We start from the raw sequence: 23976 nt of genomic DNA, 5'->3' as shown, positions 1-23976 counted from the left end.
AGTGCTTGATCTCGGGACAACCATGCTTTCAGAACTGTTGAGACACACGCACATCCTGGCGATCATGGGAGACATTCTCAAAGTCCGCGCCTCCGATGTGGGCTTGGGAGACTTGGCCGTCGTCGAGAACTGGGATGGTCGCCGTTCCCTAGGACAAGTCATCGAATTGAACCATGACGTGGTTTCACTGCAGGTGTTCACGGGCGGCAAGGGCTTGTCGACACGGGCCAAGGTCCAGTTTCTCGGACATCCGATGCAAGTCACTTATACACCCAGCATTCTGGGACGTGTGTTTTGCGGCAACGGGGAACCGCTGGATGGCGGACCGGACTTGTCGAATGAACCGAGCGTCCCAATCGGGGGGCCATCAGTCAATCCGACCATGCGAACCGTTCCGCAGACGATGATTCACACCCGCGTCCCAATGATTGATCTGTTCAACTGCCTCGTCGAGAGCCAAAAAATCCCCATTTTCTCGGTCGCCGGCGAGCCGTACAACCAATTGCTGGCCCGCATCGGCATTCAGGCGGACGCCGACATCGTTGTTTTCGGCGGACTGGGGCTGATCTTCGACGACTATCATTTCTTTCGTTCGACTTTTGAGAACGAAGGCATCCTGAGCCGAACCGTCATGTTCATCAACCAAGCCTCTGATCCAATTGTCGAACGCCTGCTCGTTCCCGATATGGTGCTCAAGGTCGCCGAACGATTCGCTGTCGAGGAAGACAAACGAGTCCTCGTCTTGATGACCGACATGACCGCCTACGCCGACGCCCTGAAGGAAATCGGCATCGCGATGGAACGTGTGCCGTCGAATCGCGGTTACATGGGCGACTTGTATACTCAGCTCGCGCAGCGGTACGAGCGCGCTTGCGACTACAAAGGGGCCGGCTCGGTCACGATTTTGACCGTGACCACCATGCCCGGCAACGATGTTACACACCCTGTCCCGGACAACACCGGCTATATCACCGAGGGGCAACTCTACTTGCACGATGGCGTCATCGATCCGTTTGGTTCGCTCTCGCGGCTCAAGCAGCAAGTGATCGGCAAGGTGACACGAGAGGACCATTCGCAAATCATGAACACCATGATCCGCTTCTATGCTGGTGCCAAGGAAGCGGAGAAGAAACAGGCCATGGCGTTTGACCTTTCGCCATTCGATGAAAAGTTGCTGCGATTCGGCCGCTTGTTCGGCGAGCGATTTATGGACATCGAGATTTCCCTGTCCTTGAACGACGCCCTTGATCTGAGTTGGCAAACTCTGCGCGAGTGTTTCCAGGCCGAGGAGTTGCTGATGAAACAAGCATTAGTCGACAAGTATTTTCATCCCCGAGGAACCCAGGCGACGAATTCCGAGAATTAATTCTCCTCTCACGACTTCTTCCATCCGAAATTCCCGATTCCCATGGCTTTGGCGCTCAATAAATCGACCCTCAAGCAACAACGCGATCAACTCGCGATGTACCGGCGGTTTCTGCCGTCGCTCGACCTGAAACGCCAGCAATTGATCGCTGACTCTCAGCGGGCCAAGTTGGCGCTTGCTGCGACGGAACGAGAAATCGATGAATTGCTGGCGTCGCAGGACGGACTGTTCTCGCTGCTCGGTGCCAGTGAACAGAACTTGACGGGATTGGTTCGCATCGAGTCCGTGGCAATCACCGAGGAAAATCGGCTCGGCGTGCGGCTGCCGGTGCTCGGCCCGATGGAGTTTCATATCACGGAATACTCCATGTTGGCCAAGCCATTTTGGGTGGATTTTTTGGTCGAATTATTGCAAGCGATGGCCACTTTGCATCGACGTCGCGAAGTCGAGACCGTCCGCCTGAATCGGCTCCAGGACGCGGTGCGTCGGATCACGCAACGCGTCAATCTGTTCGAGAAGGTGCTGATACCGCAGGCCGAGGAAGACATCCAACGCATCAAAATTTATCTGGCCGACACGGAGCGGGCCGCCGTCGTGCGTTCCAAGATTGCCAAAGCCAAACGTAGCCGTGGCGAAACGCCGAAGGGAGCCTAACTCATGGCCATTGTTCCTCTTGCCAAAGTGACTCTGTACGGCCCGGCTGATCAGCGGGATCTCGTCCTCGAAGGTCTGCAAAACCTCGGCTGCATGCATTTGGTGAACTTGAGAAATCAACCGGCCGATCAAACCTCGTCAGCGGACCACGCACCCGAAGCCGTTCAGGCGCTGAAGTTTCTGCGTGCCTCGCCGACGCCGCGCCGAGGTGCCGCAACCGACCACGGCTTTCTGTTGGACGAAGTCGTCGCCAGCGCCTTGCGGATCGAACGGCAGCAACAGCAGTTGCACGCGGAGGCGGATGAGTTGAAACTGGCCATTGCGCAAACGACACCCTGGGGCGACTTCCAGCTTCCGGCAGAAGATGAATTCGCTGGTCTGCATCTCTGGTTTTACATCATTCCCCGCGATCGCTTGGCTGCGTTGGACCAGCTTGCCTCGCCTTACCAGATCGTCAACCAGGATCCCCGCTTCGCCTATGTCGTGGTGCTCAGCTCCGCCGAGCCAATCGGAATGCCGGTGCCGCCCACCCGTTTGGATGAACGACCCTTGTCGGTGTTGCGGCGTCGATTGGAGGATGTGGAAGGCGAACTGGAGGAGTTGCACTGGCAACGTGTCCGTCTGACCCGTTGGATTCCTCAGTTAAACCGCACGATTGGCTTCGTCGAGGACCGCCGCGCTCGCCAACGGGCCGTCGAGCAGGCATGGCAAGATCCGGCCTTGTTTGCCATCCAAGGTTGGGTGCCTCAATCGCAGGCGGATCAAGTCCGTGCCTTTGCCCGGCAGCAGGTCTTGGGGATGACGATCGAGCTCCCGTCGGCGGAGGATTCACCGCCAACCCTGCTGACGAATTGGGGAATTCTCGCCGGCGGTGAAGACGCCGTCACCTTCTACACCACGCCGGCTTACGGGACATGGGATCCTTCAGGCGTGGTGTTTCTGTCCTTCAGCGTCTTCTTCGCGATGATTATGTCGGACGCGGGATACGCGGTGCTCCTTGCGATTCTGCTGCGGCTGTTCTGGCGACGGTTGGGACAATCGCCCAGCGGGGTGCGTCTGCGAAAGCTGTTCGTGGCCATTGCCATTGCCTCCATCGCATACGGCATTGCCGTGGGGAGCTATTTCGGCTTCGCACCGCCGCCAAGCTCCGTCCTCGACGCGCTGCATGTCATTGATGCAACGAATCGCACCTTGATGATGCAGATTTCGATCGTGGTTGGCGTGGCGCATCTGACCTTGGCGAACCTCGCCTTGGCTTGGAGCCGACGCTGGTCGCCTATCATGCTCTCATCGGTCGGGTGGGTCGCGGCCCTGGTTGGCGGCTTGGCGATGGGGTTGGCGAAAAGTGGCCTCCAACCCACGATGTCCTTAATGGAATATGGAAGCTGGGTCATTGGAGCCGGCTTGTTGGGCGTCCTCTTCTTCAGTAGCGACCGGCCGCTGTTCACCCGCAATCTCAAAGACCAACGCCAACGCCTCGTGGACGGCGTACTCTCTTTGACGGGTATTTCCCGAGCATTCGGCGATGTGCTGAGCTACTTGCGTCTGTTTGCTCTCGGGTTGGCCAGTACGCAATTGGCGACCACGTTCAACGATCTGACTTTTGCCGCCAGCGGCAGTACCACGGTCGGCAGCCTGTTGGCGGTGATCGCGGTCGCCTGCGGACATGGACTGAACTTTGTCTTGGCCATCATGAGTGGCGTGGTGCATGGTCTGCGACTGAATTGCATCGAGTTTTTTGGATGGGGGCTCTCGGATGAGGGCTATCCATTTCACCCTTTTTCAAAGAAGGCCACATGAATACGGAAAGTTTTCTCCTCTTGTTGGGGTGGGCCGGTGTGTATCTCCCCACGGCGTTGGGAGCGATCGGGAGCATCGTGGGTTGCGCCCGTGCCGGCCAGGCCGCCGTGGGCGCTTTACTGGACGTTGAAACCGGCTATGGACGCTTGGTGGGGGTTTCGGCCTTGCCGTCCTCGCAAACGATTTATGGAATCGTGGTCACGATGCAGTTCAATCGAACGGTGGCGGTCGAGTCGGCACCGGGACTGTTTTCGTTGGGGCTGTTGGTCGGTCTAGCTTTGTTGTCCAGCGCGATGCTGCAAGGCACATGCGCCGCGGCGGCGATCAACACCACGAAGACGAAGCCCGAGGTCTTCGGTCTGTCTGTCGCGCCCGCCGCCATTGTCGAAGGTTTCGCCGTTTTCGCTTTCATTTTCGCAATGATCGTCGGCGGGGGAATTCCCGGCGGCCCGGCAAGCTAAGGAAACACCCATCGATGAGCGTTCCCAAAGAGACCCAAGAGTCATCCGGGGTTGAAGAACTGATTCAACGCCTGCGCGAGCAGGGTGTCGAAGAAGGCCAGGCCCAGGCCAATGAGCTTCTGGAGCATACCCGTCGTCGCGCCGAACAACGCCTGGACGAGGCCCGACGTGAGGCCGATGAGATCGTGCGCACGGCGCGGCAAGAAGCCGCCCAGACCAGGCAAGCGGGCCAGGAGACGGTGCGGTTGGCCGTGCGAGACGCGCAGTTGCGGCTGAAGTCCGAGTTGGTGGAACAGTTCGCCAATCGTGTTCGCCGTCTAGTCTCGCGGGAATTGGAAGATGGCGAAGTTCTGAAGCAATTGATCCTGGAAGTCGGCGGCCGAGCGGCACCGACCGCCGAGCAGCGAGCCGGCGTACTGCTTCCTCGGGATGTCGTCGGCCTGGAACAGTTGCGTCAAGCCCCCGAGGAAGTCAAGGAGGGCACCCTCAGCCATTTCGTGGCCCTGGTGACCAAAGACATGCTCCGCGACGGAGTGGAAATTGGCACGCGAGACGACACTTCGGCGGGAATCCGCATTCAGTTGGTCGAGGAAGACTTGGAGATCGACCTGACCGACCAAGCAATTGCGAACTTGCTGCTCCGTCATTTGGCACCGAGGTTTCGCGCGATCATGGAGGGGATCATTCAATGATGTCGTCGTCATCGACCGACTACTACATGCTGATTGCCAGCCTGCCTTTCATCCCGCGGACGTTTGAAGTCGACCAGGTGCCGATCTCGCGGCTGCGGCTCGCCGAGCGACTCACCCTGCTAGACGAAGACGACCAGCAGGTGGTCGAACAAGTGCAACAGTTTCTGCACTGGGACCGGCAAGATTCCGAACGGACGGACGCGGACGTGCAACGCGAATATGAGCGGTTGATGGACACCATTCAGAACAGCTTGGTTCGCGACATCATCATCCATCGCATGGATGTGCGGACCATCATGAGCGGCTTGCGGCGAAGGCGCTGGGGACTCGATCCGCCCGCAGCCGTCGGGCAATACGTGGCACACATTCGCAAACATTGGCAACATCCCGACTTTCAGTTGGCACGTAAGCAGCCTTGGATTCCCTCCGTTCGGGAATCTTTGGAAAAACACGAACCGCTTCAAGTGGAGCGGGAACTTCTGCGGGCGACTTGGAATCGTTGGACCCAGCTGGCCGATCAGTATTATTTCTCGTTCGAGACCATTTTGCTGTACCTCGCCCGCTGGGAAATCGTCGATCGGTGGACGCGGCTGGATCCAATAGCCGGGCGGCGGCGGTTTGACACACTTTTGCAGGAGACACTGAGCGAACATGCACGGATCGACAACTGAAGCGGAAGTGACGGCCGTCAATGGCAACATTGTGGCGATTGAAGTGCCCGATGGAAACATCATGAAAAACGAAGTCGCGTATGTTTGTGTCGGCGAGGAGCGATTGAAGTCGGAAGTGCTGCGGATTGATGGTCGCGAAGCTGATTTGCAGGTGTTCGAGGACACGCAGGGTGTGCGTGTCGGAGACCGCGTGGAACTCACCCATCGTCTGTTGTCGGCCGCCCTCGGGCCGGGCTTGCTGGGAACGGTATATGATGGCTTGCAGAACCCCTTGGAAACGCTGGCCCAACGCGACGGTTTCTTTCTCCGTCGCGGACATTACGCCGATGCACTCGATGGCGACCGCAAATGGTCCTTTATCCCGCTTCGCCGCACGGGAGATCGTTTGCGGGCGGGCGACGTGCTGGGCACGGTCCAGGAACGCGGGATTGAGCACAAAATCATGGTGCCATTCGATCTCGACGGGCCGGTCGAACTGACCTGGATTCAGGGCGGCAGCTTGACGATCAACGAACCGGTGGCCCGCATCCGGGATGCGCACGGTGAACGTCCGCTGACGATGAGGCAGGAGTGGCCGGTGCGCGTGCCCCTGCCGGCGGACATGCTGCGACGCCAATCCGTCCAGAGGCAATATCCCGCCGATTTGCTGGTCACGACGATTCGCACCATCGACACGTTCTTCCCGATTGCCCGCGGAGGAACGGCTTGTATTCCCGGTCCCTTCGGGGCGGGAAAAACGGTGTTGCAAACATTGATTGCCCGCTATGGAGCGGTCGATGTGGTGATTGTCGTGGCTTGTGGCGAGCGAGCCGGCGAGGTCGTCGATACCATCCACGAGTTCTCGCAAGCGCAAGACCCGCGCGGGGGCGGTTCGCTGATGGATCGCACCGTGATCATCTGCAATACGTCATCGATGCCGGTGGCGGCCCGCGAGGCATCAATTTATACGGGCATTACCATCGGCGAATACTATCGCCAGATGGGTCTCAATGTTCTGCTCCTGGCCGATTCGACGTCGCGTTGGGCGCAAGCGATGCGGGAAACTTCGGGCCGTCTGGAAGAAATACCCGGCGAGGAGGCGTTTCCCGCCTACCTCGATTCGGCGATCAAGAGCGTCTACGAACGGGCCGGCGTGTTGACGACGCGGGATGGTTCGGTGGGCAGTCTGACGATGATCGGCACGGTCTCGCCCGCTGGCGGTAACTTTGAAGAACCGGTCACGCAGTCGACACTCGGCACGGTCAAGACTTTTCTAGGTCTATCCTACGACCGGGCCTACAAGCGGTTTTATCCCGCCATTGACCCGCTGCTGTCCTGGTCTCGCTACCGCGAGCAATTGCGGCCGTACCTCGATCGCGCACTTCGGCCGGGTTGGACGGACTGCGTGGAGTCTTTGCTCTCTCTTCTGCGACAAGCGGATGCGATCTACCAAATGATGCAGGTGACCGGCGAGGAAGGCATTTCGCTGGACGATTTCGTGATCTATCAAAAATCGCAGTTTCTGGACACGGTTTACCTGCAGCAAGACGCCTTCGATCCCGTCGATGCCGCGACACCGCTGGAGCGGCAGCAAACCATGCTCCTCTTGGTGAGAGATGCGGCCGAGCGCGAGTTTCTCTTCGAGACCAAAGAGGAGGCCCGTGATTTTTTCGTGCGCTTAACCAGTGCCTTTCGCAACCTCAACTATTCCGCGATGGAATCAGCCGACTACGCAAAGTATCTGTCCCGCCTCCAATCGATGATGACGGACCGCGAACCGACTGATTAAGTCCACGGCCCGGCCGGGGAGGATGCTGACCAAGTTGTTACGTTCGAGCTTTCGCGTGCGTGATCGACGACGGTGCGCAGCGGCGCACACGGAAGAACGACTCGACGTCATCACCGGCTTCGAAGCCCTGTCCCAGCAACGGCGAAAAACGCGGCCACAAGAACGCCGATGACGTCCGGGTCGGTGGCACTTATACTCGAGACCGTCCAACTGGAATAACCGAAACCCAGGAAAACTCAGGAGCAGGACAATGGCTGACATGATGCGAGCATTCGTGATGACGGGCATCGGTGAAGTGGCTTTCATGGACAAGCCACGACCGACCGACCCTGGTCCGAACGGGGCGATTATCAAGACAACCCGCGGTCTGGTTTGCACCTCGGACACGCATACGGTCAAAGGCGCCATCGGCGAGCGAAAGAATCTCACGCTCGGCCACGAGGCGGTCGGGATCGTCGATCGGCTCGGCAGCGAGGTGCAGAGCGTCCAGGAAGGAGACCGCGTGGCAGTGAATGCCATTACACCCTGTTTCCAATGTGACAACTGCATTCGCGGCTATACGTCGCAGTGCAGGGAGATGCTCGGCGGTTGGAAGTTCGCCAATCTCAAAGACGGCGTGTTTGCCGAGTATTTCCACGTGAACAGCGCCGAAGCGAATCTGGTCCGCATTCCCGACTCGTTAACAGACGAACAAGCCGTCTATACCTGCGACATGATGTCCACGGGTTTCGCCGGGGCGGAAAACGCTGCTATCCCGATGGGCGGCACCGTGGCCGTCTTCGCGCAAGGTCCGGTCGGCTTGATGGCGACCGTCGGCGCACGACTACAAGGTGCGGGACTGGTCATCGCCGTCGAAACCGTGCCCCAGCGGCAGGAACTCGCCAAACAGTTCGGAGCCGACGAAGTTGTCGACTTTCAAGAGCGGGATGCCGTGGAGGCCATTCTGGAATTGACCGACGGCCAAGGCGTCGATTCCAGCATCGAAGCGCTCGGTGGGCAAGCCACGTTCGAGATGTGCATCAAAGCCACTCGCCCGGGCGGTACGATCTCCAACGTCGGCTATCACGGTGACGGCGAATACGTGAAGATCCCGCGGCAGGCGTGGGGCGTGGGCATGAGCGACATGACAATCCGCACCGCACTTTGCCCCGGCGGCAAAGTCCGCATGCGGCGTCTGTTGCGATTGCTGGAAACCGGCCGCGTCGACCCCACACCGATGACGACGCACACGTTTGCGTTTGAGGACGTGGAGCAAGCCTTCCACATGATGGACACCAAGCAAGACGGCATCATCAAGCCGTTGATCGAGTTTTCCCATTGACGTGAACTGACCAGACGGAAAGAAGCTGTTGATGAATCCCAAAGGAGACAATCCAATGCGTGCTGCTGCCTGGAGTCGCTTATTGCTCATTTTGCTGTGCTTGCTGCCGCTGGTCATTCTGTTTCTGTTGCCCGGTGGGCACATGATGGGCGGCATGCTGGGATTCTGGATGCTGATGTTGTTGACGCTGATGGTCGTCTGGATGTTGCTGGGCGTTCCCGCGGATTCGATGGCTCGTCCGCGCGAGCGGCAACCCTTGACCGGCGATGAACTGCCGCCGGTGATCTCCGAGGTCATGCAAGTTCACGTGGCCACCGAGCAGGACGGTGTGACGATCATTCGCGGCCCGCTGTTGGAATCGCCGGAAACCGCCTACGAAAAGATCCAGCAATCGCTGGGCGACGGCGCTGTGCCGCTGTTGCGGGACGATCCGGAATTTGGTTCGGCCATCGTGATGTTGCCCCAGCATGTCGAGCGGGCCGAGATGGAGCGAACAAGCAGCCCGGCCGTCAATTGGCTGCTGTTCGTGCTGACCATGCTCACGACGACTTGGGCTGGGGCTGCTCCTCAGGGCGTGAACTTGCTCGAAGAACCCGACCGATTTGCTGTCGGCCTGCCGTATGCCATCGGCCTAATGGCGATCTTGGGCGTGCATGAATTGGGGCATTTTTTTACCGCCCGCTATCACGGCATCCATGTCACGCCGCCGTTTTTCATCCCGGTACCGTTCGCCCTGGGCACCTTCGGCGCGTTCATCCAGATGAAATCGCCCACGCAAACCCGCACGGCGTTGTTCGACGTGGCCGTGGCGGGGCCGCTCGCCGGGCTGGTGATTGCCATTCCGGCCTTGCTGATCGGCTTGCAGAATTCGGCGGTCGTGACCGGGGGCATGGAATTCGAACATCAGATGTTAATCAGCCATCAAGGCACGTCGATGGGCAGTTCGGTGCTGTTGGCTCTGATTGCGAAGGTGGCCCTTCCTGAAGCGCTCGATACCGGCTGCACCGTCAGGCTCAGCCCGTTGGCCTTCGCCGGCTGGCTGGGTTTGATCGTGACGGCGCTGAATCTGCTTCCCATCGGGCAATTGGACGGCGGCCACATCGCCCGGGCGATGTTCGGTTCGCGCGTCGGCGGCACGATCGGAACCATCGCGATGTGGACGTTGTTCCTGCTGGCGTTGTTCGTTTGGCCGGCCTTGATGATGTGGGCGATCATCGTGTTCTTCATCGCCGGACGAGGCGTGCCGCCGCTGAACGACATCACGCCGATCAGCTTCGGTCGCCGCCTACTCGGCTATTTCGCCCTCGCGATCCTCCTACTGATTCTCACCCCGGTGCCTCATTCGCTGATGAACGAGATGGGTATTTATTGTCCCTATGTGTGAGCTTCACAGAGTTTCATCGAGAAATGTGGTGATCTAGTGGCGGCGTTAATCCTTGCGGTCTACCAAGCTCGTAGGTCCGGGCGGCAAGTCGAATTGGATGGGTGATGCCGTTGCCAGGTCACGCCATCGGAACTTTGCTCAATCGACCCTCGCCGTGATGGGAAGGAGTGGTTAAACCATGAATTACAGTGAGTTACAGGCGGCTATTTTGGATATGGATGGCGTAATTACGCAGACGGCCATAGTCCATGCCCGCGTGTGGAAGCAAATGTTCGACGACTATCTGCTGCGACGCCAAGAGCAGACGGGCGAATCCCAAGAGCCGTTTGACATCAATCCGGACTACCGGCGGTACGTTGATGGCAAGCCGCGGTATGATGGCGTCCGCAGCTTTCTCGATGCGCGCGGCATCGAAATTCCCGACGGGGATTTTGAGGATTCGTCGGAACACGAAACCGTGTGCGGCCTGGGCAACCGTAAGAACCAATTGTTTCACGAAACCCTGCAAACCGACGGGGTGGCGGTTTGGGACGATACGATCGAGCAAATCGGCCGCTGGAAGCGCGCGGGTTGGAAGGTGGCGGTGTTCTCTTCGAGCCGCAATTGCGAAGCGGTGTTGCGGGCGGCGGATGTCTTCGACTTGTTCGATGCCAAAGTCGACGGGAACGATCTGGAGCGGCTGAAAATGGCCGGCAAACCGGCGCCCGATATGCTGCAGCATGCATCTGAATTGTTGGACATCGAACCCTCGCAAGTGATCGTGCTGGAAGACGCCATTGCAGGTGTGCAAGCCGCTCGCGCGGGCCGCTTCGGTTGGGTGGTGGGCGTGGCACGCGACCGGAACCCGACCGATTTGCGTAACGCCGGCGCCGACTATGTCGTGCATGATGTCCGCGAACTGGAGACGGCTCGCTATTGTCCGCCGGGCGAAGACTGTCTGCAATTCCCATTGTCCGCACTGCAGCACGTCGATTGGATCGTCCGGCAGATCCGGCAGCGCGAACTGGCGCTGTTCCTGGATTACGACGGCACGCTGACGCCCATCGTCCGCCGTCCCGAGGACGCGACGCTTTCTGCGGAGATGCGTTCGCTGCTGCGAGAAATCGCCGAGCATTGCACGGTGGCCATCGTCAGCGGCCGCGACCGGCAAAATGTGGCCGACACGGTGCAAGTCGAAAACTTGATCTACGCCGGCAGCCACGGCTACGACATTCGCGGACCGGACATTCAAATGCAGCACGAAGCGGCTAAGCAGGCAATACCCGAATTGGATGCGGCCGAGGAGACCTTGCGAAACCGGATCGAGCCGATCGACGGGGCGCACGTCGAACGCAAACTGTTTGCCATCGCCATCCATTACCGCGAAGTCGAAAGCGAAACCGATGTGCGGCGTATCGAACAAACCGTCGACGAGGTGTGCGACCGGAACCCGAACTTGCGTAAAAAAGGCGGCAAACGGATTTTCGAAGTGCAACCCGACGTCGAGTGGGACAAAGGCCGCGCCGTGATCTGGCTCAGCGAAGCGCTCGGCCTCAATCCTGCCGGCGTGGTCCATATCTACATCGGCGACGACGTGACCGACGAAGACGCATTCGAGGCGGTGCGGTCGCGGGGAATCGGGATCGGCATGCGAGTCGACCAGCCGACGTCCGATACCGCTGCGATTTACGTTCTCCGCGACTGCCGGGAAGTGCAGCATTTTTTGGAAACGTTGCGTGCGGCGATCGCGTGACGAACACAAACTTTGAGCCGACAGGATGAGGTCACCATGAGCGAAACTCCGTTGAATTCCTGGACACTGACATACGACGACTGGAACCCGGATCAACAGCCGCTACGTGAAGCGCTCTGCACGTTGGGCAACGGCTATTTTGCCACCCGCGGCGCCGCGGAAGAGTTGCCGGCTGGCGGTCCGCATTATCCGGGAACCTATTTGGCCGGCGGTTACAACCGCTTGGAAAGCGAAGTCTCCGGTCGCATTATCGAAAACGAAGATCTGGTGAACTGGCCGAATTGGCTCTGCCTTAGCTTCCGCACTCCCGGTGAGGAGTGGTTCGACATCGGTTCGGCTGATGTACTCGAATTCCAGCAGTCGCTGGATTTGCGGCGGGGCGTACTCACCCGCCGTGTGCGATTCCGGTACGCGGACGACCGCGTAACCACACTCGTCAGTCGGCGACTGGTGCACATGGCCAACCCACACCTGGCAGCCATCGAGTGGAGCCTCACGCCGGAGAACTGGTCTGGCCCAATCGAAATCCGCTCGGCACTCGATGGCGGGGTGTCAAATCAAGGCGTCAAGCGCTACCGAGATCTCAACAGCCAGCATCTGGAAGTAATCGATACGGGCCGCATCGGCGAGGACAGCATCTTCCTGGAAGTGCAGACAGTCCAGTCTCGCATTCGGATGGCACAAACCGCCCGCACCCGGGTTTTTCACGACGACGAACCGGTCGAGTTGGAGCGGCGGACCGCGTTGGGTGACGGCGTTGCCGCACAGCATTTGCACATTCATTGTGATCAAGAGAAACCGCTCCGGGTGGAGAAGCTTGTCGTCGTCCACACCTCGCGGGATTTCGCGATCAGCACGCCGCTGCTCGCCGCTCGACAGACGCTACAGCACGCCGGCAATTTTCAGCAACTGTGGGTCTCGCACACGCGGGCCTGGTCGCATTTGTGGAGCCGTGCGGATATCGAAATCCACGACGGTGATGATTGGTCGCAGCTCGTTTTGCGGCTGCACATCTTTCATCTCCTGCAAACGACCTCGTTCCATTCGATCGATTTGGACGTCGGTGTGCCCGCCCGCGGTCTGCACGGCGAAGCCTATCGCGGGCATATCTTCTGGGACGAAATCTCTATCTTTCCGTTTCTCAACCTGCGGATTCCGGAACTGACTCGGTCGCTGTTGATGTACCGCCATCGCCGGTTGCCCGCTGCGCGTCGACTGGCCGAAAAAAACGGGTTTCGCGGCGCGATGTATCCTTGGCAGAGCGGCAGCAGCGGGCGTGAGGAAAGCCAAGAACTGCACTTGAACCCGGAATCCGGCCGCTGGATTCCCGACAGCACACACCGGCAGCGGCATATCAACTCCGCGATTGCCTACAATGTGTGGCAATATTTCCAAGCTACCGACGACATGGAGTTCTTGTCGTTCTATGGCGCGGAAATGCTGCTGGAGATCGCCCGTTTTTGGGCCAGCATCGCTCAGTACAACGCCGAGCGGGATCGTTTCGAGATTCACCACGTCGTCGGTCCCGACGAATTCCATACGCATTATCCCAATAGCGATAATGACAGTCTCGGACTGAACAATAACGCCTACACCAACGTGTTGGCCGTGTGGGTACTACGGACAGCACGACGCGCTTTGGATCAGCTGGCGGAGGACCGCACGCAGGAACTCATCGAAGATTTGCAACTCAGTGACGAAGAGTTGCAACGGTGGGACGACGTGGCGCACAGGATGTTCGTCCCCTTCCACGACGAGCGGATCATCAGCCAATTCGAAGGCTATGAAAAGTTGGAAGAGTTTGATTGGGACGCCTATCGCGAGAAGTATGGCGACATCCAGCGGCTGGATCGTATTCTCGAAGCCGAAAGCGATTCCCCAGACCGCTACAAAGCCAGCAAGCAGGCCGATGTGCTGATGTTGTTCTACTTGTTTTCTTGTGAAGAACTCTGCGAGATCTTTCACGGCATGGACTACCCGTTCGATCCGCGGATGATTCCCGAAAATATCGACTATTACATGCAACGCACATCGCACGGCTCGACGCTCAGTCGGGTCGTCCATTCCTGGGTGCTGGCCCGTTCGGACCGCGAGCGGGCGTGGCGCTTGCTTCAAGACGCGCTCCAAAGCGACGTCACCGACATTCAAGGCGGCACGACGCCCGAAGGCATCCACCTGGGCGCGATGGCGGGCACAGTCGATCTGATTCAGCGCTGCCACACCGGCATCGAGATGCGTGACGAAGTGCTCTGGCTCAACCCGGCGCTACCGCAAGAACTCGAAGACATTCGGCTCCGCCTGCGCTACCGCGGCCACTGGCTGCAACTGCACGTCACGCAGGATCAATTCACAGTTTCGTTCGAGCACGGCTGGTCCGGCCCGGCCCAAATTGGCTTCCGCGATCAGATCTATACCTTTGCCGAAGGAGACGAGAAATTATTCGAGTTATAGGTCACACCACGCCACGACCAGAGGGCGGAACAGCCAAAGAACCCCACGGTGGCTTGGCGATGACGGGCTGGGTTGCTTCCAGCTTCTGCAGAACGAGTTGTTGCGTTTGTTCCGCCAGATGCGGCCATAAGCTGGCCCGGCCGGGGAACACGCTCAGCAGGTTTTTCACGCCTGGATTCTCGCATTCGTGATCGACGACAGTGGGCAGCGGGGCTCGTCCTGGCTCGATTTGATCGACGTGCATGGCCTGAACCGTGTTGCCCGCCCATTCGATCACCGAATGATCCTCACGATGAACATCAGGGAAGAACCGGTTAATCTTCTCCCACAGGTGGACTAGTTCCGACGGCATCTGCTGTTCATCTTCGCCATGACGGACGGGAAGCCAGCGATTGCTTCCAAAAACCGAGTTCGGCGAATGCGGAACATGGTTGAAGCCGTCGGCATCGACCACGCACAACGGCCAGCGGCTAATTTCCGGCCGCACGGCCACGAGGTGCGTTTTCAGAACCACCAACGCCACGTCCGATTGTTCTCCAACGGTTTCCACGCCAAAGCCGGGAAACAATGCTCCGCCTTTGGCGTTCCCCGCGAGAATCACAAGTCGGGCGAAGAGGGTTTCCCGACGGCCGGTCCGCACGCCTTGGACGCTGCCCTCTTGGTGAATCAGTTCCTCGACGAAGGTTTCGCTCCGTATCTCCGCGCCGGCTTTCTCGGCAGCTTCGGCCAAACGCCGCAACAGAACGTCCACGCGCATCGCCCGATCGGGTAACTCGAACGCCTGCCGTGCCTGCGAAATCGCCAATTCGGGAAAGCGTTCAAACAGTTCCGCGGGCGTCAGATCGTCGTAGGGGATCTCAGTGGCTTCCCAGGCCGATGTCCAACGATTGCCATCCGTCTGGGCGTCCGTGATCAGGTAGACCATCCGCCCGCTGTTTGGCTCGAGGCATTCGGGACAGAATCCGAGTGTCTGTTGATGCGATTCATAGCACATCCGTGCCAACTCGGGCTGTTCGGGGGCAAACCAGGCTCCGCTATAGAGCCATCCTTGATTACGGGTCGAGGCTCCCATGCCCAACCGAGAGGCTTCGAGAACGGTGACCGGCAAGCCGGCTTGCGCCAACCGAACGGCAATCGACAGCCCGGAAATGCCGCCGCCGACAATCACAATCCGATTCGATGAATGCATGCGATGTGACATCTTTGTTATCCTTGACTGGAGCGATCGAGGGGAGACCGTCAGCTTCCTCCAAGTGATAGCGATGGAGTGCGGTTCTCATTCGGAGTTTGTCTTGCGGCCATGGGTTTTTGACTTGTAAGGACCGGGGGGAGCCTTCTCGGTCGGCGTCACTCCCTGAACCGGCTCGACGGACTGGCCCTTGATGGAAGGCGATTCGGGTGCCCGCAGACGCACCGCCATCGCTTGGGCTTGCCGGCTATAGTCGATCGATTCGCCGAGAATCCGCACGGCCTCTTGATCGGCATGAAAGCCGCTCGAATTCTCGCTGCTGATGAAGTCGAGCCGCCACATGCCTTTCTTCTGCAATTCGTAGATCGGTGCCAATTGTTCGGCGGTCGCTCCGGCGGCTTGAGCTTCACGGATGGCGTCGAGCATGTCGGTCATCGCCGCGGCGGCTCGTTCGAGTTGCGATTCGGTGCGGGCTTGGATCGTGTGGACCTTGTCGCGGAGTTCGTCTTCGGGCACGTTGTGGCAGGTCTGGCAAGACTTGTTGAGGCTCAGCAACGGACTACGAACCCAGTGACTACTGACTTTCATCGCGCCGCGTCGTTCATAGGGCATATGGCAATCGGCACAACTCACACCGCTACGGGCATGCACGCCTTGGCTCCACAATTCGAATTCCGGGTGTTGAGCTTTATAGACTGACGCGCCTGTCTCGCCGTGCTTGAAGTCATAGAATGCCGTGCCGTCGGGGAACTGGTGTTCGTCGTAGGTCTGCTCGATTTGCTCGACTTTCAAACCCTTATCCCAAGGAAAGAATAGCGTTTCTTTGGAAGCGCAGTAATACTCGACATGACACTGGCCGCAGACGAAACTGCGCATCTCCTGGCGGGTGGAATCCGCGTTGGGATCATAAGGTTTCGCGCGGTTGCCTTCGCGCCAGCGTTCGATGCTGGGCAGATGCGGCACAGGCTCTTCGCTGGCCGCCAAAGCCGCGATGCCGTTCACGAAGCCAGGGCGGGTGACGCGAATTCGCATGCTCTTCGGATCGTGACAGTCGATGCAACTGACCGGATGGGCCTCGCCAACTTGATGCAGGTCGGCGTCTCCCTCGACCGACACTGGGGGTTCTTTCGGCTGGTTGGTCGGGGTGGCCGTGTTCGTCGATGAACCACCCGGAAAGAGCGGCTGATTCTCATCAGGTGTGCCATCAGGCGTCTTCAACACTTCGGCATGGGCAGCAGCGTAATCCATCGTGCTGGCGATGCGAAAACCCTCCATCACGGCGGGCCAATTGAAGTCGGCGGCCAAGACATCTCGGTCGGCGGGCTGTCCCATCGCTTCCAAGCCCAACCGGCGGTAAGTGGGGAGGATCGAGGCATGGCAGTGCAGACAGGCCCCACTTTGCGTTCGCTTCGTCACACGCTCGGTGACTTCCTGATCGAAGAGCATATACGCATGGCCGCGGGCTTCGCGGTAGTCGAGACTGAAGGCATAGCCAGCGTAAAGCCGACGCAACCAGGGATGTTCCCCCAACTTGCTGGCCGGCATGGCACTCGATCCGCCGTACTGCGTCTCGGTGACATCCACGGTTCGGCGGTAGGCATCGAATTGATCCGGCCAATTGGTGCCCCAGGGGACGGGATCCGTGCTGACTTCGTTCACATCGACCAGCCGGACGAACGGCGTCCGCGCTTCCTGGCGATGCTCGAAGATCGTCACCAATAGCGCCGTCACGCCGAATGTCACCACCGCTACGAGCAACACTAGCACAGACAGGAACAACCAGCGGCGGCGGGGGCGTCCCGGCTCGGTGAGGGGTTGTCGATTCGGGTCGGGATTGGTGCCGCTCATGATTGTCGTCCTGAAGTTTCATCGTCGGGAAATAATAGGATTGGTGTGGCGATTCCAGCCCGGCTTACCGGAGCGCATGCCCTACATCCGTGTGACAGTGGATGCACGAGAGCATCTCTCCCTCCGGCTCGGGTGGGAGCATCTGATGCACCAGGTCTTCATGGCAGTGCAGACACGTGCTTTGAGTCACCCGCCGATTCCTCGGTTTGATCCGAATCGGTTCGCGGAAGTTCTCCAGCGTGAAAGCCAGCGAGTGAAAGAAGCCGTTGTCGGCCTTGGTGACCCATTTGCCGAGGAAATCGTGCGGCAGATGGCAGTCGTTGCAAACGGCGACATGTTGATGGCTGGAATTTTGCCAGGAATCGAAGTGGTCCTGCATCACGTGGCAATTGATGCAGGACTGCGGATCGTTGCTGAGGTAGCTGGCGCCCTGGCCGTAGCCAAAGGTGAACGTGCCCACGCCACCGAGCGTGCCCAGCAGAACGGCCATCACAATCGAAAAGACTCCCACCGGAATCACGATGCCGAAAAATCGCTTCCGCCGCCAGTTGCGTGAGTTTGGTGCCGAGGGTTGATCCTGAGCCATTGCCGTTGCCAATCGCGAAAGAAACCAAATCCAACAGAAAACAGAACATCAGTCACAAGCCGCCGGTTGGCCGCTATGGTCACCGTTGTAGCCAAAGCGATATTGCAAGTCCGATTCCAGACGGGATTCATCGATATGTTTCATCGATCGGTTCTCTTTTAGGATAGAAAATGGAGGGCTGCGGACGGCACATCGACCGTTCGCCCAATCCATAAAAAAAGCCCCAACCGCGCAGGGGCGCGGTTGGGGCGATCAGAGCCGGAAAAACGTGTTCCCATTCCGAGGGAACTTGCCTGGGCCACCACTCATCAGCGGCACCAGGCGAATCATAAGCGGGGCTCCCGGCGGCGTCAATTCATTTTCGCCTGCGATCTCAGAGACCTCAGAGACTACTTGGGACGCGGTTTTCGTTGCCTGGCCTTCACGTCAATCTCATCAATCACATCGACCACACCGGCGACATGCCGGCAGCATTCCACACACCGCCGCTTGGTATCGAGCGTCTCGACACGGCCTCCCAAAATCACGGTGCCAGCTCGGGTTTCGATGACGAGATCGAGATCGTTATTATGAGGGACTCGCATATGCAGGAATCGCCGAATTCGGTCAGTCAATTCGCACTCCACTGAACGCGGTGGCTGCTGGACCGAAGGGAGGGGCGGGGGCTCGTTTTGGGTGAGAGGAGACATTTTCATCTCGCTTCCTTTTTTGATCGGACTTCCAGGCGGTTTTCGACTCGCATCACGCCGTCTGTCTTTGCGACGACGGTCTGGGCCAACTGTTTCAGGTGATACGAGGGCACGGTTCCCGAGAGGATCATGACCCCCTCTCTCAGTTCACAGCAAATCGTTCGCAGGGGAGGATAACCACTCGCCGCCAGTTTGGCGGCAGCTTTCGCGTCGCGGCGGTTATGCGACTCCGTCGTTCGCCGATGACGTTTCGTGGTATCGAGGTGACTCAACATTGAAAGCATGGACTCTCCTTTCCGGCACGGGAGGAGGCGATGAGAGCCACCTCTCCCCTATCGGTCTCAGACTCGGAACACAAATGGTGGTGGACTTCAGAACATAATGACTGCTTCTCCGTTGGCGGCCCCTCGGCGAGGGGGAGGGACATGACGAACTCCGCGCCTTCTGCGGGTTGGCCGGCCACGATGGTACCGCCGTGGGCTTCCACGATCCGCTTGACGATCGACATCCCCAAACCGGTGCCGCTGGACTTGGTTGTGAAGAACGCCTCAAAGACGTTCTGCTGCTGTTCTCTTGTCAGTCCCGGCCCATCGTCCCATACGGTTATCTCGATTGATTGGTTTCGGTGGAGTGCCCAAGCACAGTCGATCTTAATCGTCACGGGATCGGCACAAGCCGCTAGTGAATTTTCGAAGATGTTGCGAAAGACTTGCTCCAATCGAAAAGCGTCGGCGACAAGGTGCAAGGGATCATCTAGGATCGTCTCCTCGAAGGAAATGTCTCGGTCCTTCCAGTGCGGTTCCAGGCTCGACCACGCCTTCCGCCAGATATCACGGATGTTGCATTCGGCCAATTCCAGTTGAATCGGCGCAGCGAAGTTTCGCACTTCCTCGAACAAACGCTGCAAGCGATTCTTGTTCTGCTGGAGGGAAACGATTGCCGCTTGAGCGGTGTCGTGTTCGTTCAGCAGTCGCGACAGCAACTCCAAACCGATGCCCAGGCCGTTGAGTTCATTGCGGGCTTCGTGGGAAATGGCGGCGACGGTTTGGCCGATGGCGGCCAGCCGTTCCGCCTGGATCAGATGACGCCGGGCCTCCGCCAATTCCGCCCGCGTGCGGTGGCGTTCCTGAAGTTGGCTCAGGCGAAACAACAAGACGTCCGGCTCGATCGGTTTGGGCAGAAAATCGGCGGCTCCATGCCGCAGCGCCGTGACGGCGGCGTCCAAGTCCGCATGACCGGTAATCAGAATCACGGCGGTCAGCGGAGCCGCTCGACGGAGTTCGGGCAGCAGGTCGTCTCCATTTCCGTCCGGCAAGTTCCGGTCGAGCAGGATGACGTCGAATTGATCCAAGCGTTCCTGATTACGGACATCCCGAGCCCAGAAAGCCGAGACCGTCTTGTGCCCCTCCAATTCCAGAATGTCCCTCAAGTTGGCTTGAGCATCCCGATCATCTTCCACAATCAGGATCCGCAACGACATCCATTTCCCGCCTGTCATGTTCACTTCTCCCCGATCCCGCGGCCTGTCAGCGCCGACTTCCGCCAGTGCCGATCAGTCCACGAAAAAGCCCCTTCCGCACAAAGATGCGAAAGGGGCAATCATAGCCGTTTTGTCGAGCCGCCCTTCGTGAGCGGTACGAAGGAATGTTATCAATCACGAGCCACACTGTCAAAACAATTGTTAGCGGACCCTCGATGACTCGATCACCGGTCACGCCACGACTCCAGCCTTTTCTCCTCTCGGCGACATGGCTATAATCGCCTGCGTCGCCGATGAACGGTGGCTCATCTTCCGGCTATGAACGCCCGGCCCGCAAATTGTCTGCGGCTCCGGGCTTTTTTCGTTTTCGGATTACCATGACCCCAGGAACCGCGTCGATGGATACGCCTCAACTCTTTCAGCGATATCAGGATTTACAGAGGTACGTCGGCTGGACCAACGACGATGCGGTGCGGGTTTCTGCGGTCGCTGATTTGTTGACTCCGCTGTTGCCGAGATTGGTCGAGGATTTTTATGCCGAGATCGAAAGACATCCCGAAGCTCAAAAAGTGATTACCGGTGGCGCTGAGCAAATCGCGCGGTTGAAGCACACTCTTCTGCGGTGGCTGCAAGAGTTGCTTTCGGGGCGTTATGATGCGGAATATGTGGCCCGCCGTTGGCGGGTGGGTGATCGGCATGTGGAAATTGGCTTGGATCAGGTTTATACCAATGTGGCTCTCTCTCGACTTCGAACGGGACTGCAGACCGGTCTACAGGAACTCGCCTGTGAGGACCAGGTGAGCCAAGAGCAGGCCGCAGCCATTAGCCGTTCGTTGGACAAGTTGCTCGACTTGGATCTGGCGATCATCGAAGACGCCTATCAGGCGGAATACCACCGTCGCCGGCAGCAAGCCGAGAAGTTGGCCACCATCGGACAAGTGGCCGGCGGTGTGGCTCATGAACTGCGCAACCCGCTGAACGTCATCAAAACCTCGGTGTATTACCTGCTGCATGCCCGGAACCCGTCCTCGGAGAAGCGGAGTGAGCATCTGGGACGGATCGAAAAGCAGGTGGGCCTGGCGGACGGGGTGATCACGGCTCTTTCCAACTTCGCGAAATTGCCCGTGCCGAATTTGCAAGCCGTTTTCGTCGAGCCCTGGATTCGTGATGTGCTGGAAACCCTGGACCTGCCGAAGTCTATCGAGGTGAATTGCGACTTCCCAGCAAATCTCCCTCCCGCGTGGTTCGATCCCGAGCAGATGCCCATCGTCCTCAGGAACCTCCTGCGAAATGCCCATGATGCCATGCCCCAAGGTGGAGAGATTACTGTTCGGACCTTCGCGGAGGAGAGCCAGGTGGCCATCGCTGTGGTCGACACCGGCCAAGGAATCACTCCGCAAGACCTCGGCCGCATCATGGAACCGTTGTTTACCACCAAGGCCCGCGGTATCGGGTTGGGATTGGCCATGGCCAAAGCGATCGTGGAGAAGAACAACGGCCGTCTGAGCGTCGCCAGCGAACTGGAGCGGGGAACGACCTTCACCATCCACTTGTCAGCCGCACCTCGGACGAGCGAATCCATTGGTAGCTAACAGACCGATACCGCCCGAATACGCATGAGCCAAAGCACGAGTGAGGGAAATCAACATGTCGGCATCGCCACTCCGGATCTTGGTCGTCGACGACGATGTGGATACCTGCCAGAACCTCTCCGATATTCTCACCGACTTCGGCCACCAGGTCGATGTCGCCCATGATGGGATCACGGCCTTGGCGATGGTCCGCGTCCAACCCTACGATCTCGCTCTGTTGGACTTCAAAATGCCCGGCATGGATGGCTTGACGTTGTACCGCAAGATTCGCACGTTGCGTGCCGATACAGTTGCGATGATCGTCACCGCCTACGCCACCCCCGAGACGCGGCAAGAAGCCTTGGAAGCCGGCACCTGGCAGGTGCTCTCGAAGCCGGTCGATTTGTCCGGCTTATTGGAACTTGTCGAGGAAGCCGCTCGATTGCCGCTGGTGATGGTCGTCGATGATGACCGGGAATTGTGCGCGAATCTGTGGGAATTGCTCCGCGAGCGCGGCTACCGCGTGACGTTGGCCCACGATGAGCCGAAGGCCAGCGAGCGGCTCGACGAGCAGGATTTTCAAGTCGTGCTCGTCGATCTCAAATTACCCGGCGGCGATGGCCGACAAGTGCTCGACCGCGTGCGGCAATCGAATCCTCAGGCCCGCACCGTGTTGATCACCGGCCACCGCTCCGAACTGGAACAACAAGTTCGCCAAGCCGTCACGGAGGGAGCCGACGCCATTTGCTACAAACCGTTCGACGTGCCGAATCTGCTGGAAACGATCGATCGCTTATCCCACCCTCAGGAGAATGGCTGATGGAGGGAGTCATCGAACCGTTGCGTGTGTTTGTGATTGAGGACGATCCCGATGCTTGTGACAATCTGCGTGATATTCTGGAACTGGATGCCCACCACGTCGCCGCCGCCCACACGGCAGGGACCGCTCTGAGCCATCCCGAGTTGCCCCAGACATCGGTCGTTCTACTGGACTGGAAACTGCCGGATGCGACCGCCAAGGATCTGCTGCCGCAACTCCAGCAGATGGCTCCCGCGGCGGAAATTCTCGTCGTCACCGGCCATGCGGATTTGGACAGCGCGGTGGCGGCCTTGCGGCTGGGGGCCGCCGATTATCTGCTCAAGCCGATCAACCCAGATGCCCTGCGGGCCAGCCTGCGGCGGATCGCTCGACATCGACACGCCGAGGCCCTGTTGCGGCAAGAACGCGAGTTCGCCCAGACAGTCATCGAAACCGCTCAGTCCGTCGTGTTGGTCCTCGATACCCGGGGACGGATCGTACAGTTCAATCCCTTTTTGGAAAAGCTTTCCGGTTATCCTTTGGTGGAAGTAACTGGTGAGGATTGGTTCGAAACGTTTCTGCCCGAGCGGGATCGGGTCTGGATTCGTCAGTTATTCATGGAGGTGCTCGAGGGTCGGCCGGTTCGAGGAACCGTCAACCCGATTCGGACACGCGCGGGGCGAGAACGGCCGATCGCTTGGTGGGCCACGACCCTGAAGAATTCCCGAAGGGAAACGATGGGCGTTTTGGCGATCGGACATGATGTCACCGATCTCCAGGAGGCCCAACAGCGGGTCTTGCAAGCCGAGCGGTTGGCCGCGATCGGCAAAGCGATGACCGGACTGGCACACGAAAGCCGCAATGCCCTCCAACGCAGCCAGGCGGGGCTGGAGATGCTCACCCGACGCCTGGCCGATCGGGCAGATTTATTGGAATTGACCGGCCGCATTCAGAAGGCGCAGGACGATCTGCATCAACTTTATGAGGAGGTCCGCGAATACGCCGCTCCCATTCGGCTCCAGCGACAGCCGGTCCATCTGGCGAACCTTTTACAAGAGGTGTGGGACGATCTGGCGGCCAAGACGCAAGGCCGTCAGGCTCGACTGCATCAAAACAATCGGACCGGCGACTTGACTGCCTCCGTCGATCGCTTCGGCATGCGTCAAGTCTTTCGCAACATCCTCGAAAACTCGCTGGCGGCCTGTGCCGACCCCGTCGAAATCGACGCGGATTTTGTACCATGCCAGTGGGAGGGCCGGCCTGCGCTGCGAATCACGCTGCGCGACAACGGACCCGGCTTGTCGCCCGCCGTGCGAGAGCGAATCTTCGAGGAATTCTTTACAACCAAAACGCATGGCACGGGTCTGGGGATGGCCATCTGCCGCCGGATCGTGGACACCCACGGCGGACGGATCGAGGTCGGCACCGATCCAGGAGCGGTGATTTGCATCACATTGCCACGCGAGGCCCCAGCGTTGGGAGAGAAACACGAATGACCAAGGCATTACGAATTG

The 23976-nt window shown here is 59.0% G+C and carries 20 protein-coding genes; 14 read left to right on the top strand and 6 right to left on the bottom strand.

The genetic code is table 11. The features are described from left to right. The first annotated feature begins 22 nt into the window (after positions 1-22). The 11 genes from AC5DDB_RS11680 (at position 23) to AC5DDB_RS11630 (ending at position 14300) form a co-directional block, all read left to right on the top strand. The gene (locus AC5DDB_RS11680) at positions 23-1366 is read left to right on the top strand and encodes a V-type ATP synthase subunit B (RefSeq protein WP_491739904.1); all 1344 of its coding nucleotides are present in this window, start codon (positions 23-25) and stop codon (positions 1364-1366) included. 42 nt (positions 1367-1408) lie between these two features. After that, a complete protein-coding gene (locus AC5DDB_RS11675) occupies positions 1409-2020 on the top strand; it encodes a V-type ATP synthase subunit D (protein ID WP_491739903.1) in 612 nt (203 codons plus the stop codon). Between the two features lie 3 nt (positions 2021-2023). After that, a complete protein-coding gene (locus tag AC5DDB_RS11670) occupies positions 2024-3820 on the top strand; it encodes a V-type ATP synthase subunit I (protein ID WP_491739902.1) in 1797 nt (598 codons plus the stop codon). After that, the gene (locus AC5DDB_RS11665; protein WP_491739901.1) at positions 3817-4281 is read left to right on the top strand and encodes an ATP synthase subunit C; all 465 of its coding nucleotides are present in this window, start codon (positions 3817-3819) and stop codon (positions 4279-4281) included. Before AC5DDB_RS11670 ends, AC5DDB_RS11665 begins: the two co-directional genes overlap by 4 nt. Positions 4282-4295: 14 nt before the next feature. Continuing rightward, complete coding sequence (locus tag AC5DDB_RS11660) at positions 4296-4973, top strand: hypothetical protein (RefSeq protein WP_491739900.1); 678 nt, start codon at positions 4296-4298, stop codon at positions 4971-4973. Next, positions 4970-5644, top strand: a complete 675-nt coding sequence (locus AC5DDB_RS11655; protein ID WP_491739899.1) for a DUF2764 family protein — start codon at positions 4970-4972, stop codon at positions 5642-5644. The genes AC5DDB_RS11660 and AC5DDB_RS11655 overlap by 4 nt, the downstream gene beginning before the upstream one ends. Then, a complete protein-coding gene (locus tag AC5DDB_RS11650) occupies positions 5625-7412 on the top strand; it encodes a V-type ATP synthase subunit A (protein WP_491739898.1) in 1788 nt (595 codons plus the stop codon). Before AC5DDB_RS11655 ends, AC5DDB_RS11650 begins: the two co-directional genes overlap by 20 nt. A gap of 262 nt (positions 7413-7674) precedes the next feature. Beyond that, the gene (locus AC5DDB_RS11645) at positions 7675-8733 is read left to right on the top strand and encodes an NAD(P)-dependent alcohol dehydrogenase (protein WP_491739983.1); all 1059 of its coding nucleotides are present in this window, start codon (positions 7675-7677) and stop codon (positions 8731-8733) included. A 55-nt stretch (positions 8734-8788) separates the two neighbouring features. After that, positions 8789-10117, top strand: coding sequence for a site-2 protease family protein (locus AC5DDB_RS11640; RefSeq protein ID WP_491739897.1), 1329 nt, complete (start codon positions 8789-8791; stop codon positions 10115-10117). 178 nt (positions 10118-10295) lie between these two features. Then, positions 10296-11849 (top strand): trehalose-phosphatase, encoded by a 1554-nt coding sequence (otsB, locus tag AC5DDB_RS11635; protein WP_491739896.1) that lies wholly within the window; start codon positions 10296-10298, stop codon positions 11847-11849. A 36-nt stretch (positions 11850-11885) separates the two neighbouring features. Beyond that, on the top strand, positions 11886-14300 hold the full coding sequence (locus tag AC5DDB_RS11630) for a glycoside hydrolase family 65 protein (protein WP_491739895.1): 2415 nt from the start codon (positions 11886-11888) through the stop codon (positions 14298-14300). Position 14301: 1 nt separating this feature from the next. Here the strand turns inward: AC5DDB_RS11630 and AC5DDB_RS11625 are convergent, their stop codons facing one another. From AC5DDB_RS11625 to AC5DDB_RS11600, 6 genes are all read right to left on the bottom strand, one after another. Then, a complete protein-coding gene (locus AC5DDB_RS11625) occupies positions 14302-15501 on the bottom strand; it encodes an NAD(P)/FAD-dependent oxidoreductase (RefSeq protein WP_491739894.1) in 1200 nt (399 codons plus the stop codon). 75 nt (positions 15502-15576) lie between these two features. Next, the gene (locus AC5DDB_RS11620; RefSeq protein WP_491739893.1) at positions 15577-17337 is read right to left on the bottom strand and encodes an ammonia-forming cytochrome c nitrite reductase subunit c552; all 1761 of its coding nucleotides are present in this window, start codon (positions 17335-17337) and stop codon (positions 15577-15579) included. A gap of 64 nt (positions 17338-17401) precedes the next feature. Continuing rightward, a complete protein-coding gene (nrfH, locus tag AC5DDB_RS11615) occupies positions 17402-17923 on the bottom strand; it encodes a cytochrome c nitrite reductase small subunit (RefSeq protein WP_491739892.1) in 522 nt (173 codons plus the stop codon). 389 nt (positions 17924-18312) lie between these two features. After that, on the bottom strand, positions 18313-18537 hold the full coding sequence (locus AC5DDB_RS11610; RefSeq protein WP_491739891.1) for a BON domain-containing protein: 225 nt from the start codon (positions 18535-18537) through the stop codon (positions 18313-18315). 77 nt (positions 18538-18614) lie between these two features. Then, positions 18615-18896 (bottom strand): BON domain-containing protein, encoded by a 282-nt coding sequence (locus tag AC5DDB_RS11605; protein WP_491739890.1) that lies wholly within the window; start codon positions 18894-18896, stop codon positions 18615-18617. Further along, on the bottom strand, positions 18881-20110 hold the full coding sequence (locus AC5DDB_RS11600) for a sensor histidine kinase (RefSeq protein ID WP_491739889.1): 1230 nt from the start codon (positions 20108-20110) through the stop codon (positions 18881-18883). The genes AC5DDB_RS11605 and AC5DDB_RS11600 overlap by 16 nt, the downstream gene beginning before the upstream one ends. Positions 20111-20490: 380 nt before the next feature. Here AC5DDB_RS11600 and AC5DDB_RS11595 point away from each other — a divergent pair, with 380 nt between their 5' ends. The 3 genes from AC5DDB_RS11595 to AC5DDB_RS11585 are packed head-to-tail and all read left to right on the top strand — an operon-like array spanning position 20491 to position 23958. Next, positions 20491-21684 carry a protoglobin domain-containing protein gene (locus tag AC5DDB_RS11595; protein ID WP_491739888.1) on the top strand — a complete coding sequence of 398 codons (1194 nt, stop codon included), beginning with the start codon at positions 20491-20493 and terminating at the stop codon, positions 21682-21684. A gap of 55 nt (positions 21685-21739) precedes the next feature. Then, positions 21740-22483: a response regulator gene (locus AC5DDB_RS11590; RefSeq protein WP_491739887.1), complete on the top strand. Its 744-nt coding sequence runs from the start codon at positions 21740-21742 to the stop codon at positions 22481-22483. Beyond that, a complete protein-coding gene (locus tag AC5DDB_RS11585) occupies positions 22483-23958 on the top strand; it encodes an ATP-binding protein (protein ID WP_491739886.1) in 1476 nt (491 codons plus the stop codon). The genes AC5DDB_RS11590 and AC5DDB_RS11585 overlap by 1 nt, the downstream gene beginning before the upstream one ends. The last annotated feature ends 18 nt before the right edge of the window (positions 23959-23976 follow it).

This window comes from Thalassoroseus sp. (assembly GCF_984380535.1).
Note: the sequence above shows the minus strand (reverse complement) of the source record. Positions and strands in the feature narration are given on the sequence as shown.

Coding starts and splice junctions, on each gene's coding strand:
- AC5DDB_RS11680 (WP_491739904.1), top strand. CDS start 23: ATGCTTTCAGAACTGTTGAGACACACGCACATCCTGGCGATCATGGGA.
- AC5DDB_RS11675 (WP_491739903.1), top strand. CDS start 1,409: ATGGCTTTGGCGCTCAATAAATCGACCCTCAAGCAACAACGCGATCAA.
- AC5DDB_RS11670 (WP_491739902.1), top strand. CDS start 2,024: ATGGCCATTGTTCCTCTTGCCAAAGTGACTCTGTACGGCCCGGCTGAT.
- AC5DDB_RS11665 (WP_491739901.1), top strand. CDS start 3,817: ATGAATACGGAAAGTTTTCTCCTCTTGTTGGGGTGGGCCGGTGTGTAT.
- AC5DDB_RS11660 (WP_491739900.1), top strand. CDS start 4,296: ATGAGCGTTCCCAAAGAGACCCAAGAGTCATCCGGGGTTGAAGAACTG.
- AC5DDB_RS11655 (WP_491739899.1), top strand. CDS start 4,970: ATGATGTCGTCGTCATCGACCGACTACTACATGCTGATTGCCAGCCTG.
- AC5DDB_RS11650 (WP_491739898.1), top strand. CDS start 5,625: ATGCACGGATCGACAACTGAAGCGGAAGTGACGGCCGTCAATGGCAAC.
- AC5DDB_RS11645 (WP_491739983.1), top strand. CDS start 7,675: ATGCGAGCATTCGTGATGACGGGCATCGGTGAAGTGGCTTTCATGGAC.
- AC5DDB_RS11640 (WP_491739897.1), top strand. CDS start 8,789: ATGCGTGCTGCTGCCTGGAGTCGCTTATTGCTCATTTTGCTGTGCTTG.
- otsB (WP_491739896.1), top strand. CDS start 10,296: ATGAATTACAGTGAGTTACAGGCGGCTATTTTGGATATGGATGGCGTA.
- AC5DDB_RS11630 (WP_491739895.1), top strand. CDS start 11,886: ATGAGCGAAACTCCGTTGAATTCCTGGACACTGACATACGACGACTGG.
- AC5DDB_RS11625 (WP_491739894.1), bottom strand. CDS start 15,501: ATGTCACATCGCATGCATTCATCGAATCGGATTGTGATTGTCGGCGGC.
- AC5DDB_RS11620 (WP_491739893.1), bottom strand. CDS start 17,337: ATGAGCGGCACCAATCCCGACCCGAATCGACAACCCCTCACCGAGCCG.
- nrfH (WP_491739892.1), bottom strand. CDS start 17,923: ATGGCTCAGGATCAACCCTCGGCACCAAACTCACGCAACTGGCGGCGG.
- AC5DDB_RS11605 (WP_491739890.1), bottom strand. CDS start 18,896: ATGCTTTCAATGTTGAGTCACCTCGATACCACGAAACGTCATCGGCGA.
- AC5DDB_RS11600 (WP_491739889.1), bottom strand. CDS start 20,110: ATGACAGGCGGGAAATGGATGTCGTTGCGGATCCTGATTGTGGAAGAT.
- AC5DDB_RS11595 (WP_491739888.1), top strand. CDS start 20,491: ATGGATACGCCTCAACTCTTTCAGCGATATCAGGATTTACAGAGGTAC.
- AC5DDB_RS11590 (WP_491739887.1), top strand. CDS start 21,740: ATGTCGGCATCGCCACTCCGGATCTTGGTCGTCGACGACGATGTGGAT.
- AC5DDB_RS11585 (WP_491739886.1), top strand. CDS start 22,483: ATGGAGGGAGTCATCGAACCGTTGCGTGTGTTTGTGATTGAGGACGAT.